Origin of the sequence: Actinoplanes sp. NPDC049802 (assembly GCF_040656595.1) — a bacterium.
Lineage (GTDB): Bacteria > Actinomycetota > Actinomycetes > Mycobacteriales > Micromonosporaceae > Actinoplanes.
Genome location: NZ_JBFAMR010000008.1, coordinates 121644 through 138228, shown reverse-complemented (window position 1 = coordinate 138228; position 16585 = coordinate 121644). Strand labels below are relative to the sequence as shown.

Here is a 16585-nt window from a genome sequence, read left to right as displayed (position 1 = left end):
CGGTCCCGCCGAATCCGGGCCGTTCCGTCCGTGCGGCGCGGGCTCGCTGCCCACCCCAGCCTGTGCCGCGCCCGCCGGGCTGAGACCGGTGGCCAGGCAGGCCCGGCGGACACTTCGTCACCCAACCTGCCGCCACGCCAAGATCACCCTCGTTACGCGGCTTGATCTTGCCGCGCCGGCACTCAGCGCCGCCTCAAGCGCTTCGAAACAGCCCCGACATAGAAGATCATCTGCTTCCCCGTGCCCTCCCGAGACCTGCATGCGTCGGCCGGCGCGGACGAGGCGGCGACGAGCGATTCGGCCAGCGGGGTCAACTCTGCCTCTGCTGGCCAAATCGCCTGCCCGCCCGGGCGGGCAGGCGCGCACAGCGCACCGACGGTGCGCCCCGAGCACTGCTGTGACACTCGTGAGCAACCACGCAGGACCCTACGCGCGTGCCGAATCGCTCGGCCCCCTCTGCCCACCGGGCGGGCGCCCCCAGCGCACCGACGGCACGCCCCTGCCGCCCCGGCGCCCCGGCGCCCTGCCGCCCTGTCGCCCCGGTGCCCTGCCACCCCGGCGTCCTGCCGCCCCGGCGCCCTGGCGTCCGGTGGGCGGAGCCGGTGTGCAGGGCGATGTGTGCTCGGAGAACGTGACACCCGTAGTGGGTGTGACGACACCCGTTGCGGGTGTCACGTCTACGGAACACCGATAGCCCGTGATCCGCGTCCCGCCTCCCCGGACGAAGACTCGTTCCTGCGTGCGCGGCCAGCCGGTGAACGTGGCGGTGGTTGCGTGTGGCGGCCGGCCGATGCCACACGCTGGAGTCCACGGGACGGCGTCACCGCCGGTGGCCGGAGGGGAAGGCCGGTGTGCAGGGCGATGTGTGTTCGGAGAACGTGACACCCGTAGTGGGTGTGACGACACCCGTTGCAGGTGTCACGTCTGCGGAACACCGATGGCCCGTGATCCGCGTCCCGTCTCCCCGAACGGGGATTTCGTTCCTGCGTGCGCGGCCAGCCGGGGAACGTGGCGGTGATGGCGTGTGACGGCCGGCCGATGCCACACGCTGGAGTCCACGGGACGGCGTCACCACCGGGGGCCGGAGGGGAAGGCCGGTGTGCAGGGCGATGTGTGCTCGGAGAACGTGACACCCGTAGTGGGTGTGACGACACCCGTTGCAGGTGTCACGTCTGCCGAACACCGATGGCCCGTGATCCGTGTCCCGCCTCCCCGGACGGGATTTCGTTCCTGCGTGCGCTGCCAGCCGGGGAACGTGGCGGTGGTTGCGAGTGGCGGCCGGCCGATGCCACACGCTGGAGTCCACGGGACGGCGTCACCGCCGGTGGTCGGAGGGCCGGTGTGCAGGGCGATGTGTGCTCGGAGAACACGACACCCGTGGTGGGTGTGATGACACCCGTTGCGGGTGTCACGTCTGCGGAACACCGATGGCCCGTGATCCGTGTCCCGTGTCCCCGGACGGGAATCCGTTTCTGCGTGCGCGGCCAGCCGGGGAACGTGATGGTGATGGCGTGTGACGGCCGGCCGGTGCCACACGCTGGAGTTCACGGGGCAGCGTCAGCGGCGGTCGCCGGGGAGTCATCACCGGCCGGCCGGGTCGTTTCGCCGGTCTTGCTCAGGGACGAGCGCACCGTTCCCGCAATGCCGTCTACATCCGCAACCGCCGCAGCGGACGAGTCTTCACCGGTCACCGACGCGGTCACCGACACGGTCACGGTCGCCGTCGCCGTCGCCGTCGCCGGTCATCGAATCCCTGATCCAGGTCCGGTCCCCGCTACCCGGCACCCGCGTCGTGAGGCCTGGCGAAGCGGGGCCGGACCGGATTTACGCTGGTAGCGAGCCTTCATTGATAAGCTGGCAGGGTCAGCCCTGACATAGATGGCAAAAACGCTCGCCCTCGCCCCGCCCGCGCCGGCCAGGTGGGCACGCCCAGCGCACCGATCGTGTGCCCGGACCACCGCTATGACACCCGTGAACGACCACGCAAAGCCCTACGTGCGCGCCGGCCGGCACGGGCGGGGCGGGAAGGGCACGGAGAACAATTGGCCATCAGCATCAGCCCTGGGAGCCGACCGAAGACGATCTCTCACCCGACGGCGCGCTACGGCCGCGACCCGGCAGCCGCGCCGCGAGAAAGCCGGACCCGGTGGCCCGTGCGGCGCCAGCCGCCCGGGCCGGATCGTGCGGCGCCAGCCGCCCGATCAGGCTCAGCCCGGTGGGCGCGGCACGGGCTGGAGGGGCAGGGGGTCGCGGCTCTGTCGTACCGGAGAAGGGTTTGAAGTTGATCTTTGGGTTGGGGTGAGGAAACCGACTTTTGCAGGTCAGGAGCGAAGCGGGTGCAGGGCTCAGCGGATCGCCGGGCGGACCGAAGCGGCTATGTGAGGGCCGACTCGCCCGCTAGGAGGCAACGTTGAATCGCCTGTTCCGACTGGCTCCTGTGCTGCGCGCCCGCAAGGCACAGGAGGACGCCGCGCGAGGCGCGGTGATTCAGTCACAAGCCGAGATCCGTGCAGCCGAAGCTTTGGTCAAGCGGCGCAAGCTGGACCTGGTCGGCGCGGACGCCCCGAACGAGGGTTCGGCTCGGGCCATGGTGGCGGCCCTGGTCGCGCGGCAGTCGCTCGCCGCGGGAGTGTTCGGGGCGCAGCGGATGGTGACCGACGCCGAGGAGGTCGAGCGGGAGAAGACGGCCGTCCTCGCCGACGCCGCCAAGCGGCGCCGGGCCGTGGAGATGATGGCCGAGCGCCACGCCGCCACCGTCAAAGCCCACGATCTGCGAACCGATCAGGCCGCCATCGACGAACTCGCGGTGACCGCCAGAGCGCGGATCTCCGCCGGAGACGTCGCCGCCCGGAACCGGAGCGAAGTATGACGATGCTGGGTGTCAGCGGGGTCCTCTCCCGTATCTCGGAACTTCAGGACCGGCTGGGCCTCAACCCGGCGCCGGCCGCCGTGACCGCCGGTGGGACGTCCGGGGCGAGGTTCGCGTCGGCGCTGGCCAGCGCGACCGGCGCCGGCCGGGGAGCCGGCACGGTAGGCGGGCCCGACGGCGACGACGTCCTGGCGGCGGCCAAGAAGTATCTGGGCACCCCGTACGTCTTCGGCGGCACCGACCCGGGCAAGGGAATGGACTGCTCCGCCCTGGTGCAGCGCATCTACCGGGACCTGGGCGTCGAACTGCCGCGCAACTCCTGGCAGCAGGCCCGCGCCGGCCGCCCGGTGGCCGGTCTGGCCGACGCCCGGCCGGGCGACATCCTCGCTTTCAACTCCCCGGTCGACCACGTCGCCATCTATCTCGGCGACAACAGGATGATCGCGGCGCCCAAGCCGGGCGACCACGTCAAGATCCAGATGGTGTACGAGAAGCCGTCGCAGATCCGCCGGGTGCTGGACACCGTGCCCACCGCCGCCGTTCAGGACATGGCGGCGCTGCGGCCGGCCGGACTACGGACCGGGAACGGGCTGGGCGGGGTGCCGTACGCCGGCCTGTTCGAGCAGGCCGGCGCCCGGCACGGGGTCTCGCCGAAGCTGCTGGCCGCGGTCGCCAAGATCGAGTCAGGTTACAACCCGCGTGCGGTCAGCAAGGCCGGCGCCCAGGGCCTCATGCAGCTGATGCCGGCCACCGCCCGCGGCCTCGGCGTGCACGACGCCTTCGATCCGGCCCAGGCCGTGAACGGCGCCGCCAAGCTGCTCGCCAAGCACCTGCGCGAGTTCAAGTCGGTGCCGCTGGCCCTGGCCGCCTACAACGCGGGCGGCGGTGCGGTGCACAAGTACGACGGCATCCCGCCGTTCTCCGAGACCCAGGCGTACGTCCCGAAGGTGCAGAAGGCCCTGGCCGCGCTCGGCGGCTGAGGTCTGTCCGGAGCAGTTACCCAGGAGCAGCGGCGACCGCATGAGCGAGCTTTGCCGACTCATGACGGCGCCGGAGCGAAGCGGAGGTGGCGACATGAACATGCCGAGTTCAGTGACGGGACCGGAACGACGGCCGGGCGCGGAGACGCAGCGGCGCGCGGATGGGCGGCGTGAGGACGGTGGAGCCGACTTCGGGTCGGCGCTCTCGGCCGAACTCGACCAGCCCGCGGAGAAGGACGGACGCGGGCGGACGGCGCATACCGGCGCCGCCTCCCGGGCGGCGGCTGAGCGGTCTGCGAGCGAGCGGGCGGCAGGTGAGCGGGCTGCGCGCGACAGGGCGGCGGGTGAACGGGCGGTCGCCGATCGGGCGGCGGGTGAGCGGGCGGTCGCCGATCGGGCGGCGGGTGAACGGGCGGTCGCCGATCGGGCTGTGGGGCGAAAAGCCGCTGACCGGGCCGCCGCTGACCGGGCCGCCTCGGAACGTACGGCGGCTGGACGGGCTGTCTCGGGCCGGGCCGCAGCCGATCGGGCCATGACGGACCGGGCGGCGAACTCGCGGGTCGGCGCCGAACGGGCCGCCACCGAGCGGGCCGCTTTGAACCGTGCCGCCGCCGGGCGCGCCGCTTTGGACCGTGCCGCCGCCGGGCGCGCCGGCTTGGACCGTGCTGGCCTGGACCGTGCCGCCGCCGGGCGGGCTGCCTTGGACAGAGCCGCAACCGAACGGCCGGTGACCGAGCGGGCCGATTCGTACCGGGCCACCGAGCGCGCCGCCGGGTCGCGGGACGAAAGTGACCGGACAGCTACCCGGCAGACCGACAATGATCAGATCGATGCCTCGTCGGCAGTAGCCCAGCCACGGATGACGAGCCGCGCGGCTGGACCATCGACCGCTGGTGAGCAGTCTGCTGCCCTCTCGACGGATTTCGCCGCCGAGGGAACCGTGTCCGCGGCCACCTCGTCCGAGCCGACCGCGGCTGAGAAGCCGACCGATTCGGAACAGCAAGCCACCGGCGCGGAGGGCGTCCCCGTCACGGTGCTCGCCACCGGCGCGATGATCGGCCCGCCGACCGCGGTCCCGGTCGAGACCGCCGAAGCCGGCACGGCCGAGGCGGCCCCCGCGCCGCTGACCGTCGCTGCCCCGCAATCGGGAACGGACGTCACCCCGGCGCAGATGCGGGGGCCCGCCGCCCAGGGCACGGCACGGGCGGACACCACGCAGGCAGACACGGCACAGGCGGACACCACGCAGGCGGGCACGGCGCACGCGGGCACGGCGCACGCGGGCACGGCGCAGACAAGCGCGGCACCGGCGAGCACCGCACCGGTCGGGGCCGCCCCGACGGCCGTGGACCAGACGACGACGCAGACCGGCGCGACCGCCACCCCGGGCATCGCTCCGGCAGTTCCCGGCACGATCACCGGCCCGAACACGGCGGCCACCGGAACCACCGTGGCCGGGCCCACCGGTGCGCCCTCGACCGCACCCGCGCAGTCCCCGGTTCCCGCCCCGGTGGAGGCCACCGCCACGCTGCGCCCGGAGAGCCTTCAGCCCGCCGAGCCGGCCGAGAACGCCACCGCCGAGGCCGCTCCGGCGGGGATCGGTGGCGACACCGCACCGAACCCCGGTGGCGGCCGGGCCTCCACGGGCCAGGGCGGCGCGCCGTCCGGCCAGGGCGGCGGCGCCGGATCGAACGACCGGGCCACGGAAGCCGCACCGGAGACGGCCGGTGCCGCCTTCGTGCCCGCGGACGGTCCCGTCGAGGCCACCGCACCGGCCGCACCGGGTGTGCCGGCCGCCGCCACGGTTCCGGGAATGACCGGGCCGCAGGCCGCCGCGCCGGCCGCCCCGGCCGCCGAGGCCCCGGCCGCGCCGCCGCCGGCCCCGGCGACCCCGGCGCCGCCCGCGGCACAGTTGGCCGGCCGTCTCGCCCCGCTCCGGCTGGACGCCGACGGCGTACACCGGCTGACCGTGAACCTGCATCCGGCCGACCTGGGACCGGTGCAGGTGGTGGCGGAGATCCGCAACGGCGACATCACGGTGCAGCTGGCCGGCGCCACCGAGGCGGGCACCGAGGCGCTGCGGTCGTCGCTCGACGATCTGCGCCGGGAGCTGTCCGACGCCGGTTTCGGCAACTGCTCGCTGGATCTGCGGCAGGGCAGCGCCCAGCAGCAGGCCCGGCAGCAGTTCGCCGAGGCCCTGAGCCGGCGTGGCGGCACCGGTCAGCGCACTCCGGACGTGCCCGCTGATCCGGCGCCGGCCGCCACCCGCAGGGTGGACCCGGGGTCGGGCCGGATCGACATCCACGCCTGAGGACACGGTGAGCGGGGAGGCGGAATCCGTCCGCCTCCCCGCTCACTCCTTGTACGGCTCGGGTGTCACCAGGGTGGTCGACGACTCCTCGGCCTTGCGGTATCCGGCGAGGACGAACCGGAGCCCGGCCAGGAGCACGGCGGCGATCGGCACCGCGATGAGGAACCGGATCAGCACCTGTGCCAGCTCGACCTCGTCGAGCAGCAGGCGATACCAGGCCGGCGCGCTCATCAGCAGCGCGAACAGCAGAACCGACGGCTTGATCATGGGTTGGTGGGGTCAGCGGCGGCCGGATCGGGTGACCCGGCGCTGGACCACCGCGGACGGCATGACCTCGGCCGCGATCCGGGCGCAGAGCATCGCCGCCCAGGCGTGCGGGGTGGCCGGTTTGCCGTCCAGCGAGAAGATCGGCACGTCCAGCCCGAGCACCGACGCCGGGTCCGCGGTGAGTTCCACGCTGTGCACCATGAGCGCCTCGACGTCGCCGAGGTTGCGCAGGTGGCGGGCGCTGTCCGCGGTCTTGCGGGTGGCGTCGACGACGGCCCAGAGCGCGGTGGCCCCGAGGGCGTCGCACATGTCGTTGACCCAGAACGGGTCGGTTCCGCCGACCGGCGCGTCGATCACCACGACCCACGGGTGTTCGGAGCTCTGGAGCTTCTCGGCCCGGGACTCGGCGGCGGCACGGCTGGAGATCAGCCGGGACGAGTGCAGGCCGGTGCCGGCGGTGGAGGGGGCGGCCAGCAGCAGGTGCGTCTGGTCGACGTGCAACTGCTCCAGGATCTGTTTGCCGATCGGCACCGCGGTGTGCACCTCGCCGGCCAGGACGAGGATCTCACCGGGGCCGTCCGGGATGCCGGGCGCGGCAGGGCGGGCGGCCAGCACGCTGAGCACACCGGCGTACGTGTCCCCACCGGTGATCTTGCGAGCCATCGCCTCGGGCATCCCGACCGTCATGAGGTTGCGCTGCACCGGGTCGAGGTCGCCGGACCGCGTCGGCGGTGCCGTGGCGGGGGCGGCGGCCGCGGGTGCCGGGGAGACCGGCACCGACTCGTCCAGCCCGTACACCTCCGCGGCGGACCGGACCGGCGGCGGTGTCCCGAAGGCCGGCCGTGCCGGGGTGACGGCCCGCGGGGAGACGGTGGCGGCCCGGATCGGGGTCATGGTCTCCCGGGGTTCGGGCGTCTCACGTTCCTTGGCGCCCGGCCGTTCCGGAAAGGCCGGTACGGTCGGCAGCGCCGCGGGCAGGGGCCGCTGGCCGGAGTTGACCGCCGACCCGGTGGCGGCGGCCGGGCGGAAGGGCCGCACCGTGGGGCTCTCCTCGCGGCTCTCCACGGGCCGGTTGCGGATCGGCGGGTGCCCTCCGGGCTGGTGACCCTCGCCGAGGTGGTTGGCCACGTCCAGTCCGGCCATCAGCTCGGCGAAGGCCGCGCCGGTGTCCCCGATGCCGGCGTCCCGGCTCTCCTGCCGGGTGCGCCGGTCGGTGGTGGTGACCGGCCGGTCGGTGGTCACCCGGTCCTGGGCTTCGGCCTGTTCGAGCAGGCGCTCGAAGTTGTGTGTGCCTTTACCGGCGACGGTCTGTTGCGCCATGTCGTCACTTTCCTCGCTTGGATCCGGTACCTCGACGGAGAGCTCGTAGTGCTGCTTCGCGAAGAAGCCCCCGATGCCACCACTTCGTACCTTGTCGGCGGAGATGATCCGGACGCCCGAGCCGTACTCGTCACGTACCTGAGCCAGCAGTGGCTCGATGGCCGGTCCCTCAAGCAGCACCCGCGTAGGCACCGTTCACCACCCCTATCGTCTCGATCTGTGCGGTGGAACCAGAGATTTCGCTGTACGACAGCACCTGGACCCGGCGAGAGCCGGCCCGCAGCAGTCGCATCAGTGGCAGCCGCAGCTGCGGTGAGCAGGCCAGGACCGGGTTCAGGCCCTGCTGCTCGGCGGCCTCGGAGAGCCGGCCCGCCTCACTGACGATCGCCTCGGCGCGCATGCCGTCGATCGCCATGAAGGAGCCGGTGTCGCTGGGCCGCAGCGACTCGAGCAGTCCCTGCTCGAGCATCGGGTCGAGCGTGATCACGGTGAGCCGGCCGGCGGTCGCGTACTGGGCGGCGATGGCCGGGCCGAGGGCGCCGCGCGCCGCCTCGACCAGGCCGTCGTGGTCGACGGAGACCTTGGCCCGCAGCGAGAGCGCCTCGAAGATCCGGACCAGGTCGCGAATCGGCACGCCCTCGTCGAGCAGCGCCTGGAGCACCTTCTGGATCTGTCCGAGGCTGAGCAGGGCCGGGGTCAGCTCCTCCACCACGACCGGGTGGGTGCGTTTGACCATCTCGCTGAGCGCGCGGACGTCCTCCCGGCCGAGCAGGCGGCTGGCGTTGGTCCGGACGATCTCGGCGAGATGGGTGATGATCACCGACGCCCGGTCCACCACGGTCGCGCCGGAGATCTCGGCCTGGTAGTGCAGTTCGGCGGGGACCCACTTGCCGGCCAGGCCGAAGACCGGCTCGACCCCGGCCCGGCCGGGGAGCGCCTGGAGGCCCTCGCCGATGGCGAGGACGGTGCCGGGTGGGGCCTGGCCGGAGCCGGCGTCGACACCGGAGATCCGGATCGCGTACGAGGAGAGCGGCAGATCCAGGTCGTCCCGGGTACGGACGGGCGGCATGATCACACCCAGTTCCATGGCCATCTTGCGGCGCAGGGCGCGTACCCGGTCGAGCAGGTCTCCGCTGCCGGCATCGACCAGGTCGACCAGGTCCGGGGCGAGCGCCAGCTCGAGCGGGTCGATCCGCATCTCGCCGAGCAGCTGTTCCGGGGAGTCCGGGGCGGGCAGGTCGACGGCTTCGGCGGCGGTCGTCTCGACGGCTTCCGGCGCCGGGTCCTTGACCCGCTGTGCGAGGAGCAGGACGGCCGTGCCGACCATCAGGAACGGCAGCTTGGGCAGGCCGGGGATGATGCAGAGGGCGATCGCCGCGCCACCGCCGATGCGCATGGCGAGTTTGTTCTGGCTGAGCTGGGTGGTGACGCTCTGGCCCATGTCGCCGGAGGTGGCCGAGCGGGTCACGATCAGACCGGTGGCGACGGAGAGCAGCAGCGCCGGGATCTGCGAGACGAGACCGTCGCCGATGCTCAGCATGCTGTAGTGGTTGATCGCGTCGGCCGGCGCCATCCCGACCTGGACGACGCCGATCGTGAATCCGCCGACCAGGTTGATCACCGTGATGATGATGGCCGCGATGGCGTCGCCCTTGACGAATTTCGAACCACCGTCCATGGCGCCGTAGAAGTCGGCTTCGGCGGCCACCTCGGCGCGGCGCCGCCTCGCCTCGGTGTCGTCGATCAGGCCGGCGTTGAGGTCGGCGTCGATCGCCATCTGTTTGCCGGGCATCGCGTCGAGGGTGAACCGGGCGCCGACCTCGGCGACCCGTTCGGCGCCCTTGGTGACCACGATCATCTGGACGATCACCAGGATCGAGAAGATCACCAGACCGATGACCAGGTTGCCGCCGACGACGAAGCTGCCGAACGCGTGGATCACTTTCCCGGCATCACCGTCGCGGAGCACCAGGCGTGTCGCGCTGATGTTGAGGGCCAGCCGGAATAGTGTCATGACCAGCAGCAACGCCGGGAAGACGGCGAAGTCGAGCGGCTTCTGCACGAACATGGAGATCAGCAGGACCAGGAGGGCAGCCGTGATGTTCACGGCGATCAACAGGTCCAGCAGGAAGGTCGGCAGGGGGACGACCATCATGATGATGATGCCGACGACCCCCACGGGTACGGCGAACCTGCCAAGCTGCTTCGTCTTCACGGCACCTTCCGAGCGTGGGCAGTCCGATGGCCATCCGGGCCCCGCCGCCGCCGTCCTGGCAATGGTCTGTTCGGCGTTGGGTCGCCGTCACTGAGGCCGCTGTGGCACCGCCACGCACCGATCTTCCCTGTTCTTGCACCGCGATGTGAGTAAATTCCGGATTTGACGGTTATGCCATTGCTGGGGTCGGGTTCGGGTTGCGATGCAGGCCGGCCGCCGCACCACGCGCCTTCAGACTCATCACGAACGCCAGCACCTTGGCCACCGCGGCGTAGAACTCCGCCGGAATCTCCTGGCCGATCTCGCAGTCGGAGTTCAGCGCCCGGGCCAGCGGCACGTCCTGCACCATCGGGATCCGGTTCTCCGTGGCGAGGTCACGGATCTTCTGAGCGAGCGGACCCTTGCCCTTGGCCACCACCCGGGGCGCGCCCTTGTCCGGCTCGTACCGCAGCGCCACCGCGATGTGCACCGGGTTGACCACCACCACGTCCGCGGTCGGCACGTCGGCCATCATCCGGTTCCGTGCCATGGCCTGCTGCTTGGCCCGGATCTGCGCCTTGATGTGCGGGTCACCCTCGGTGTTCTTGTACTCCTGCTTGACCTCCTCCTTGCTCATCCGCAGCTGCTTCTGCGTCCGGCGGCGGACCACGAAGTAGTCGGCGGCGGCCATCACGATGCCGGCCACCGCGGCCGCCCGGATCAACTGGATGGCGGCGTCGTTGATGATCCCGAGCAGCGACGCGAGCGGCAGCCGCCCGGCCGTCATCAGCACCGGGACGATGTCCTTCATCGTGAGGTAGAGGACACCGGCCAGCACGCCGGTCTTCACCAGCGCCTTGACGCCCTCCCACAGAGCCTGCGGGCCGAACATCCGCTTGATGCCGCTGAACGGGTTGAGGCGGTTGAACTTCGGGATGAACAGCTTGGTGGCGACCCGGATGCCGCCCTGCGCCCCGGCCGCCACGATGCCGACCGCCATCATCGTCAGCGCCAGCGGCAGCACCGCCCACGCCGCGCCGAACAGGGCTTCCTTGAAGACGGCGAGCGCCTTGCCGGGATCCGGGTTCGCGATCGTGTCCGGGATCTTGCCCGCCAGCTCCTGGGCATGTTCCATGGCCTGGCCCAGCGTGCGGGGCAGCATGATGCTCGCGGCGAGCATGCCGACCCAGGCGCCGAGGTCCTGGCTACGACCGATCTGACCCTCTTGCTTGGCCTTCTTGAGCCGTTGTTGTGTCGGTTCCTCGGTCTTCTCGCCGGACATGCCTCACCTCCTCAACCGACCATTCGGCCCGGGTCAGCCGCCGCTGAGCCGGACCACCACGGTGACCGCGCGCTCCACCAGCGAGTCCAGCACCGCCGGCAGCATCGCGAAGGCGAGACCGGAGAGGGACACCACCAGGAAGATCTTGATGGGGAAGCCGAGCTGGAACGCGTTGAGCGCGGGCGCCACCCGGTTCAGCAGGCCGAGCGCCACGTCGGCCAGGAACAGCACGGCGATCAGCGGCCCGGCGATCTGGAGGGCCGCCACGAACATCTCGCCGATGCCCTTGACCAGCAGCCGGCTGAACGTCTCCATCGAGAAGGTGGTGTTCAGCGGCAGGGTCCGGAAACTCTGCAGGAAACCGCGCAGGATCAGCTGGTGGCCGTCGCTGGCGAACAACAGGGTCAGCGCCACCAGGTTGTAGAACCGGCCGAAGATCGAGCTCTGACTGAGCGACCACGGGTCGTACGCCATCGCGAGCGTGAAACCGCCGAACAGGTCGAGCAGGTCACCGGCCGCCTGAAGGGCCGCGAACAGCAGCGCCGTGAGGAAGCCGAGCCCCGCGCCGATGAAGACCTGCAGCGCGGCGCTCGCGATCAGGTCCCTGGTCGTAAGGGTAGGGACGGTGTCCCGCAGGTACGGCGCCATCGGCAGGGCGAGACCGACCGAGAGCAGCGCCTTCACCGGCCCCGGGATGAGCCGGGAGTTGAACGGAGGACAGATGATCATCCACGCGCCGGTCCGTACCGCTCCCAGCATGATCGCCAGGAACTCCGCGATGGCCAGCTCGTAGCTCATCGCGCTAGTACGAGCCCACCAGTGCCGTGATGATCAAGCCCCACCCGTTGACCAGCACGAACAGCAACAGTTTGAACGGCAGGGCGACCGTCACCGGAGGCAGCATCATCATGCCCAGGCTCATCAGGGACGCCGACACCACCAGATCGATGATCAGGAACGGGATGAAGATGACGAACCCGATGATGAACGCGGCCCGCAGCTCGGACAGGATGAACGCCGGCACCAGCGTGGTCAGCGGCACGGCGTCCATGTCAGCCGGCCGCTCCTCACCGGAGACCTTGATCAGCAGGGCCAGCTCGTCCTCGCGGGTCACCTCGTACATGAACTCGCGCAGCGGCTGCACGCCGTCGCGGAACGCCTGAGACTGCGTCTTCTCGCCCTTGAGGAAGGGCTGTACGCCCTGATCGTTCACGCCCGAGAGGGTCGGGCCCATGATGAACATGCTCAGGAACAGGGCCAGCCCGGCGAGCACCTGGTTGGGCGGCATGCTGGTCAGGCCGAGCGCGTTGCGGGTGATGCCGAGGACCATGAAGATCTTGGTGAAACACGTGCACAGCAGCAGAAGCGCGGGGGCCACCGACAGCAACGTCAGACCGAGCACGATCACCAGCGAGGCAGCCGGGCGGCTGCCGTCGGGATTCGTACCGTTGATCTGGATGTCGATGCTGGGTGGCGTCGGCGGCGCCGGCGCGGCCCAGGCCGCCTCGGGCAGCAGGACCAGGGTGGCCGCCACCAGCAGCAACGGAATCGCTCGCCGAATCATCGCCGCGTCGTCCGCTCACGCAGCAGGTCGATGGTGGAGCTCCAGGTCCGCGGCGACAGCAGCGATCCGTCCAGCCGCCCGCCGAGACCGAACGGGTGGCGGCCGGGCAGCTTGGCGGTCAACCCGCCGGTGTCCACCTCGAGGGTGTCGCGGTGCTCCTCCGGCTCCGTCTCGAAAGCGTCGATGTCCGCCTCGCCGAGCAGACTGACCTGCTGGTCGGTGATCCCGAGGACCAGTGCCCGGTCGGCCACCCGGACCACCGCCACGGCCGAGCCGCGGCTCAACTGCTGGCGGTTGAGCACCGCCAGCGGACCCGCCCGGCGCCCCGCGTACGGCCGGCGCACCGCTTTCGCCAGCAGCCACATCAGCATCAGGACGATCAGCAGGGCCAGGAAGACTCGGAGCGTGAGCGAGAGCACGGCCGTTACCCCTACACGCGCTCGGTGCCCGGGGCGACGATCTCGGTGATCCGGATGCCGAAGTTCTCGTCCACCACGACGACCTCACCGCGGGCGATCAGCCGGCCGTTGACCAGCAGATCAGCCGGGCTGCCGGCGGCCCGGTCCAGCTCGACGATGGCGCCCGGGGTCAGCGAGAGCAGCTCCCGCACGCTCATCCTGGTCCGGCCCAGCTCGGCCGAGACCTCCATCTCCACGTCGTGCAGCATGTCCAGGCCGCCCCGGCCGCCGCCCGCCATCCGGCCGGGGGCCGCACGCTGGGCGACGTCGACCGCGGACGGGTCGTCATTCGGCCACTGGCTCAGCGCCAGGGCGATCACCGCCCGGATGTCGGCCTCGTCCCGCAGCGGAACCGCGACCGCGCCTTCCTTGGCGGCCAGCGCGCTGAGCGCCACCTCCGGCTCCATCAGCTGACCCGGGTCGAGCACCACCGGACCGAAGACCCGGGCGGCGGCCTCCAGCGCCGGCCGGACCGCGGCCGTGAGATCCAGCTCGCCGAGCGGGCTCTCCCGCAGCGCGTCCGCGAGATCCTGGCCGACCACCACGACCACCTCGCCGGAGGCCGCGCCGGTGAACCTCGCCGTGATGGCCTGACCCTCGATCACCGTGGCGGCGTTCGGCACCACCGGGTCCGCCGCCGTCAGGGCCCGGCTGGTCGGCAGGACGGCCAGCGCGGCTTCGGCGGCGTTCCGGGCTAGCGCCAGCTGCGGCGCGGTCATGGTGGGCGCTGTCATGGGCGGCCAGACTCCTTGGACGAGTTCTCGTTGGGCGACGGCACGACGAGACATGCGAGCCGGGCGCCTTGGTTACCGGGAACTGCATGAGCGAAGACGATGTCGTTGACGGTCACCTCGAGCGGCCGGCTGGTCTGATGTCCGAGCGGGACGACGTCACCGGGGCGTAGATCCACGATGTCATCGGTACGCATCCGAATGGGCTGGAATCGCACGGCTACGTCAATCGGAGCGGCGGAAAGTCCGGCGGTGAGGTTGCGCAGGGCCGTGTCGCGCGCCTGCCGCTCGGCCGCGCTCAACACGATCGTCTCGGTACGCGAGAGCACCGGCAGGATGGTGTTGAACGGCAGGCACAGGGTGGAGATGCACTCCTCGGCACCGATCTTCATCTCGAACGAGGCGACCACCACGGCGTCCCCGGGCGCATGGGCCCGCAGGAACTGCGCGTTGTACTCGATCTCCTTGAGTTTCGGCGAGAGATCGACAAGCGTCTCGAAGCCGTAGCGCAGCTCGCCCAGCATCCGCTCGATGAGGCCGCGCAGCAGCGGCATCTCCACCTCGGTCAGCGGCCGCTCCGGCTGATTCCCGCCGGGGCCGCCGAGCATGTGGTCGATCGCGGTCATCACCGCCGACTGGGCCATCTCCAGCAGGACCGTGCCGGGCAGCGGGTCGAGGGTGACCACCGCGATGATCGTCGGATTCGCGAGCGCCGCGACGTACTCGTCGTAGTTCAGCTGCTCGATGGAGATCAACGAGACGTTGCTGACCGCCCGGAGCCGGGTGGTCAGCAGGGTTCCACAGCTGCGTGAGAACGTCTCGAACGCGATCTGCAGAGTGCGGACATGCTCTCGGGAGAGCTTGATGGGACGTCGGAAGTCGTAGGGCGCCGGGCCTCCGCCATGGCCACGACGCGACATCCTGCCGGGGGAACGCTGAGCGGTGGTCACGTCGTCCTCATCGGCTCACTTACCGATCCGCTGAGCCGCGGCGGCGTTTTCATCCACTTCTCACGCTGATGGGCGGGTCCCCGTGAGAGACCCGCCCGGCGCCGTGCCCTACTGGGTGACGAAGGACGTGTAGTAGATGTCCATGACCATCTTCGTCTTGTCCTCGGTGTAGGCCGCGACGAGCTTGGCCACCAGCTCTTCCTTGATCTTGTTGCGGCCTTCCTCGGTGGAGAGCTCGGCGACCGTACGGCCGGTGTACTCGTCGATCGCCAGCTCGTACGCCTCGCTCAGGTCGACCGCCTCCGTGCCGGAGTCCTCGGTCTGCTGGAGGGCGAAGCCCAGCTTGAGGTAGTGCCCGTCGGCCAGGTTCACCGTGACGGTGTTCTCCGCCGGTGTGATGATGCCCTTCTTCGGCGCGGCGGCCTCGGCCGAGTCGCCGCGGAGCATGAAGAACGCGCCCGCTCCGCCGCCGCCCAGCACGACCAGCGCGACGGCGATGACGATCATCAGCATCTTCTTCGACTTCTTCGGCGCTTCGGCCGTTTCCTTCTCGTCCGCCATCGGAACTCCCCTCAGTTCAGTCGTGCGTAGTGGTCGTGGTGGCGCCGGTGCCGGCCTTCTCGGTCGCGGCCTTCTCGGTCGCGGCCTTCTCGGTCGCGGCCTTCTCAGTCGCGGCCTTCTCAGTCGCGGCTTTCTGCTCGGCCTCGTACTGGGCCGTGGTCTGGCCGGCGTGCAGCTTGCCGTCGGCGCCGGCCGCGGAGGGCAGCAGCGCCGCCTGCTCGGCCGTGAGCTGGGTCAGGATGACCACGTCGACCCGGCGGTTCATGGTGATCGAGCGCGGGTCCTTCGGGTCGATCAGCGGCTTGGTGTCGGAGAACCCGACCGCGCTGAGCCGCTTCTTCGGGATGTCGTGCTCGGTGAAGTACCGGACCGTCGTCGAGGCGCGAGCCGCGGACAGCTCCCACCCGCTCGGGTAGAACGTGGTCCTCGCCTTGAGCTGGTTGGTGTGGCCGTCGACCTCGATGCTGTTGGGCAGCTTCGCCAGCGTCGGAGCGATCGCTTGCAGGATCTTCCGGCCGCCCTCCTGGAGGTCCGCCCGGTTGCCCGCGAAGACCACGTCGTTGGTCACGATGGTGACCACCAGACCGCGCTGGTCGATCGTGAACTTGACGCTGTCCAGCAGCTTCTGCGCGGCCAGCGCGTCGGCGATCTTCCGTTCGATGGCCTTCAGATCCTCGGCCTCCTTGGCCGCCTTCTCCGCGTTGGCCGAGGCCTTCTTGCGGCCCTCGGCCAGGATCGCCCGCTCGACCGCTTCCTTCTGCTTCTGGTTCAGGCCCTGGGTGCCGGAGCCGCCGTCGCCGGGGTTGGCTCCCGGGTCGATCTGCACCACCTGCGCGTTGTTGGAAGCGCCGTCCAGCGGCGCCGACTGCCCGGTGAACGCGGCGCTCTGTGCACCGAATCCCGCGGAGAGGCCGGCGGCCAGCTGGGCGAACTTCTTGGTGTTCACGTCACTCATCGAGAAGAGCACCACGAACAGTACGAACAGCAGCGTGAGCATGTCGGCGTACGACACGAGCCAACGCTCATGGTTGACGTGCTCCTCGTGTTCCTCGTGCTTCTGCTTACGCTTGGCGCCCCCGCCACCGGAACTCATCTAGA

At 70.8% G+C, this 16585-nt stretch carries 14 protein-coding genes; 3 read left to right on the top strand and 11 right to left on the bottom strand.

The genetic code is table 11. From position 1 onward, the window contains the following. The first annotated feature begins 2410 nt into the window (after positions 1 to 2410). From AB0I88_RS08545 to AB0I88_RS08535, 3 genes are all read left to right on the top strand, one after another. A complete protein-coding gene (locus tag AB0I88_RS08545) occupies positions 2411 to 2869 on the top strand; it encodes a cell envelope biogenesis protein TolA (RefSeq protein ID WP_361020202.1) in 459 nt (152 codons plus the stop codon). Then, positions 2866 to 3849 (top strand): transglycosylase SLT domain-containing protein, encoded by a 984-nt coding sequence (locus AB0I88_RS08540; RefSeq protein WP_361020200.1) that lies wholly within the window; start codon positions 2866 to 2868, stop codon positions 3847 to 3849. The genes AB0I88_RS08545 and AB0I88_RS08540 overlap by 4 nt, the downstream gene beginning before the upstream one ends. Positions 3850 to 4381: 532 nt before the next feature. Continuing rightward, a complete protein-coding gene (locus tag AB0I88_RS08535) occupies positions 4382 to 6160 on the top strand; it encodes a flagellar hook-length control protein FliK (protein ID WP_361020198.1) in 1779 nt (592 codons plus the stop codon). 42 nt (positions 6161 to 6202) lie between these two features. On the opposite strand, the gene AB0I88_RS08530 is transcribed toward AB0I88_RS08535, so the two are convergent. From AB0I88_RS08530 to AB0I88_RS08480, 11 genes are all read right to left on the bottom strand, one after another. Then, entirely contained in the window at positions 6203 to 6427 is a 225-nt protein-coding gene (locus AB0I88_RS08530; protein WP_361020196.1) for a hypothetical protein, read from the bottom strand. A gap of 12 nt (positions 6428 to 6439) precedes the next feature. Next, positions 6440 to 7927 (bottom strand): hypothetical protein, encoded by a 1488-nt coding sequence (locus AB0I88_RS08525; RefSeq protein WP_361020194.1) that lies wholly within the window; start codon positions 7925 to 7927, stop codon positions 6440 to 6442. Then, positions 7917 to 9962, bottom strand: a complete 2046-nt coding sequence (locus tag AB0I88_RS08520; protein ID WP_361020192.1) for a flagellar biosynthesis protein FlhA — start codon at positions 9960 to 9962, stop codon at positions 7917 to 7919. The genes AB0I88_RS08525 and AB0I88_RS08520 overlap by 11 nt, the downstream gene beginning before the upstream one ends. Positions 9963 to 10131: 169 nt before the next feature. After that, positions 10132 to 11223: an EscU/YscU/HrcU family type III secretion system export apparatus switch protein gene (locus tag AB0I88_RS08515; RefSeq protein ID WP_361020190.1), complete on the bottom strand. Its 1092-nt coding sequence runs from the start codon at positions 11221 to 11223 to the stop codon at positions 10132 to 10134. A gap of 33 nt (positions 11224 to 11256) precedes the next feature. After that, complete coding sequence (locus AB0I88_RS08510) at positions 11257 to 12021, bottom strand: flagellar biosynthetic protein FliR (RefSeq protein WP_361020188.1); 765 nt, start codon at positions 12019 to 12021, stop codon at positions 11257 to 11259. A 4-nt stretch (positions 12022 to 12025) separates the two neighbouring features. Further along, positions 12026 to 12787: a flagellar type III secretion system pore protein FliP gene (fliP, locus tag AB0I88_RS08505; protein WP_361020186.1), complete on the bottom strand. Its 762-nt coding sequence runs from the start codon at positions 12785 to 12787 to the stop codon at positions 12026 to 12028. Further along, positions 12784 to 13206, bottom strand: a complete 423-nt coding sequence (locus tag AB0I88_RS08500) for a flagellar biosynthetic protein FliO (protein ID WP_361020184.1) — start codon at positions 13204 to 13206, stop codon at positions 12784 to 12786. The genes fliP and AB0I88_RS08500 overlap by 4 nt, the downstream gene beginning before the upstream one ends. Before the next feature lie 11 nt (positions 13207 to 13217). Beyond that, positions 13218 to 13979, bottom strand: coding sequence for a flagellar motor switch protein FliN (gene fliN, locus AB0I88_RS08495; RefSeq protein ID WP_361020182.1), 762 nt, complete (start codon positions 13977 to 13979; stop codon positions 13218 to 13220). Beyond that, a complete protein-coding gene (locus AB0I88_RS08490) occupies positions 13976 to 14926 on the bottom strand; it encodes a flagellar motor switch protein FliM (protein ID WP_361020180.1) in 951 nt (316 codons plus the stop codon). The genes fliN and AB0I88_RS08490 overlap by 4 nt, the downstream gene beginning before the upstream one ends. 108 nt (positions 14927 to 15034) lie before the next feature. After that, a complete protein-coding gene (locus AB0I88_RS08485) occupies positions 15035 to 15487 on the bottom strand; it encodes a flagellar basal body-associated FliL family protein (protein ID WP_361020178.1) in 453 nt (150 codons plus the stop codon). Positions 15488 to 15503: 16 nt separating this feature from the next. Next, on the bottom strand, positions 15504 to 16580 hold the full coding sequence (locus AB0I88_RS08480) for a flagellar motor protein MotB (RefSeq protein ID WP_361020176.1): 1077 nt from the start codon (positions 16578 to 16580) through the stop codon (positions 15504 to 15506). Positions 16581 to 16585: the final 5 nt, after the last annotated feature.

Bases quoted from the DNA above. Each gene is read 5' to 3' on its own strand.
- AB0I88_RS08540 (WP_361020200.1), top strand. From the start codon at position 2,866: ATGACGATGCTGGGTGTCAGCGGGGTCCTCTCCCGTATCTCGGAACTT.
- AB0I88_RS08535 (WP_361020198.1), top strand. From the start codon at position 4,382: ATGACGGACCGGGCGGCGAACTCGCGGGTCGGCGCCGAACGGGCCGCC.
- AB0I88_RS08530 (WP_361020196.1), bottom strand. From the start codon at position 6,427: ATGATCAAGCCGTCGGTTCTGCTGTTCGCGCTGCTGATGAGCGCGCCG.
- AB0I88_RS08515 (WP_361020190.1), bottom strand. From the start codon at position 11,223: ATGTCCGGCGAGAAGACCGAGGAACCGACACAACAACGGCTCAAGAAG.
- AB0I88_RS08510 (WP_361020188.1), bottom strand. From the start codon at position 12,021: ATGAGCTACGAGCTGGCCATCGCGGAGTTCCTGGCGATCATGCTGGGA.
- fliP (WP_361020186.1), bottom strand. From the start codon at position 12,787: ATGATTCGGCGAGCGATTCCGTTGCTGCTGGTGGCGGCCACCCTGGTC.
- fliN (WP_361020182.1), bottom strand. From the start codon at position 13,979: ATGACAGCGCCCACCATGACCGCGCCGCAGCTGGCGCTAGCCCGGAAC.
- AB0I88_RS08485 (WP_361020178.1), bottom strand. From the start codon at position 15,487: ATGGCGGACGAGAAGGAAACGGCCGAAGCGCCGAAGAAGTCGAAGAAG.
- AB0I88_RS08480 (WP_361020176.1), bottom strand. From the start codon at position 16,580: ATGAGTTCCGGTGGCGGGGGCGCCAAGCGTAAGCAGAAGCACGAGGAA.